The sequence below is a fragment of the uncultured Campylobacter sp. genome (genome assembly GCF_937997465.1).
Taxonomy (GTDB): Bacteria; Campylobacterota; Campylobacteria; order Campylobacterales; family Campylobacteraceae; genus Campylobacter_A.
This window is the reverse complement of sequence record NZ_CALKTQ010000211.1, coordinates 1-2,130: the sequence shown is the minus strand read 5'-3', so window position 1 is coordinate 2,130 and position 2,130 is coordinate 1. Positions and strand designations below refer to the sequence as shown.

The window sequence follows — 2,130 nt, the reverse complement described above, 5'->3', positions numbered from 1 at the left end:
AAACGGCAAATTTAAAGGCGGCGCGTTAAAAATAACCCGTGTCAAAACATAAAGCAAGATGACGGCCAGAACGTCACCCGCGTAGTGGCGCACGAAACCGCCCTTTACGCAGATCGCTATGTAAATTTCAGCCGCTAAAATCAGGACTGCCATGACCAAAAACGCTAGCCTCGTTCGCACGCTTTGCCTTTTTACTAGAGCTTCCTTTTGTAAGCTTAAATTTATCTCTTGCAACGCTTTCCTTTTAAATTTAGCCTTCAAATTTAGCTGTAAAAACCACGTTTCAAATCAAAGTGGGCTAAAACATCACATTTTTCACTTTGATTTGAAACGTAAATTTTTTTAATCTTTTTATTATCGTTTTAAATTCAAAAAATACCTTTAAAGATCCTTGCCGATATTGCGACGATGGCTTTAAAAGAATAAAATTAGATAATCTTTGATACAATTGCTTGGAAAATTTCAAGAGGTGTTAAAATGTCAAATATCCAAGAGAAATATATACGTGAAATTAACACATCTGATTCCTTTTTCGACTCTTTAAGGCAAGACTATAAAGGTTTTGATACATGGATAGCGAAAAAAGCAAACGCCGGTGAAAAAGCATATATACTATTTGATGATACCAAGATAGTAGCCTTTTTGTACTTAAAAATAGAAAGCCCAATAGATAATACGGATATAAATCCGACACTTGACACAAATGTGACATGGCTAAAGATAGGAACTCTTAAGATAGATGCGCATGGGACAAAGCTTGGAGAGCGCATTATAAAGAAGATTTTTGATTTTGCCGTAGCAAACAACATTTATAATATCTATGTAACGTCTTTTGAAAAACAAGCACCTTTAATAAAACTATTAAAAAGATATGGGTTTGTCCAGCATGGCAAAAAAATCAATGAGCTAGTATTAACAAAAAATATACCGACTCATGTGCAGGCGCTAAAAAATGATATACTGCTGGACTATCCGGCTATTAATGCGACAAGCGACAAATATCTTTTAAGTATATACCCGAAATATCATACTGGTATGTTCTCGGACTCTATGCTAAACACAGAAAGCTATGATATACTAAAAGACATGTCTGAATCAAATAGTATTCATAAGGTGTATATAGCGAAAATGAAAGGCGTCGAGCAACTCAAGAGAGGTGACTGCTTACTCATTTATAGAACAAAAGATGAAAATGCCCAAAGCGCGAACTACTCATCGGTCGTGACCTCTTTGTGCGTTGTAGAAGAATATAAAGATTTATCCAGTTTTAGTGACTTGGATGATTTCATCAAATACTGCAAGCCTCATAATATATTTACTGATGATGAATTAGAGAATATATTTATCAAAAAAAGTTACACAAAAATAATAAAAATGGCATACAATATATCATTTAAAAGACGTGTTATTTTAAAGAAGATTAGAGAAATTATAGGTTACGAAGAAGCCTACTGGGGTTTTGCGAAGCTTACAGATGAGGCTTTTTTTGCAATTTTAAAAGAAGGTTTAGTAAATGACAGCATTATTATCCATTAAGCCGGAATTCGCTGAGGCTATTTTTGATGGTACGAAAAAATTTGAGTTTAGAAAGGTAAAATTTAAAAAAAACGTTAATAAGATTAAAGTATATGCCACAAAGCCAGTTGGAAAAATTATAGGAGAATTTATAGTTGATAATATTTTGGAGGCAAGCCCAGAAGAACTATGGAGTAAAACAAGCATGGATGCCGGTATAGATAAAGAAAGATATCTAAAATACTTTAATGGCAAGAGTACCGGTTTTGCCATTAAGATTAAATCCGCAAATAAATATAAAGAGGCAATTTGTCCTTATTTGCAATACCCAAATTTTGTGGCACCACAATCGTTTATGTATATTTAGGAATGTAAAGATGAAAATAAACCCATATTGCACACAAGCTATATTTATAAATTTAGATTCAGATATCGCCGATAAAATAGAAGCAGTACTACATTTAAATATATTTTTGCCAAACGATAGAGAGTATTCGTATATAGAAATAGGTATATTGATTTCTAGAAAAGAGTATAATAATCTTGATAGAAATTTTAATATAGAGATCATGTTTCCATTTGACATACTTAAGGATGAATTTATAGACATAAAAG

The 2,130-nt window shown here is 32.7% G+C and carries 2 protein-coding genes and 2 pseudogenes; 3 read left to right on the top strand and 1 reads right to left on the bottom strand.

Features of this window, described 5'->3' with window-relative positions; all coding sequences use genetic code 11:
* Positions 1–234: pseudogene (locus Q0546_RS07015) on the bottom strand (DUF2809 domain-containing protein); the annotation flags it as partial.
* Between the two features lie 243 nt (positions 235–477).
* Between Q0546_RS07015 and Q0546_RS07010 the strand changes: the two are divergent.
* The 3 genes and pseudogenes from Q0546_RS07010 to Q0546_RS07000 form a co-directional block, all read left to right on the top strand.
* Positions 478–1,536: a hypothetical protein gene (locus tag Q0546_RS07010; protein WP_297958914.1), complete on the top strand. Its 1,059-nt coding sequence runs from the start codon at positions 478–480 to the stop codon at positions 1,534–1,536.
* Positions 1,514–1,882 carry an ASCH domain-containing protein gene (locus Q0546_RS07005; RefSeq protein WP_297958915.1) on the top strand — a complete coding sequence of 123 codons (369 nt, stop codon included), beginning with the start codon at positions 1,514–1,516 and terminating at the stop codon, positions 1,880–1,882. Before Q0546_RS07010 ends, Q0546_RS07005 begins: the two co-directional genes overlap by 23 nt.
* Positions 1,883–1,892: 10 nt before the next feature.
* Positions 1,893–2,130 (top strand): annotated as a pseudogene (locus Q0546_RS07000) (hypothetical protein); the annotation flags it as partial.

What these genes read in the sequence shown, in the direction of transcription:
- Q0546_RS07010 (WP_297958914.1), top strand. Translation starts at nt 478, where the DNA reads ATGTCAAATATCCAAGAGAAATATATACGTGAAATTAACACATCTGAT.
- Q0546_RS07005 (WP_297958915.1), top strand. Translation starts at nt 1,514, where the DNA reads ATGACAGCATTATTATCCATTAAGCCGGAATTCGCTGAGGCTATTTTT.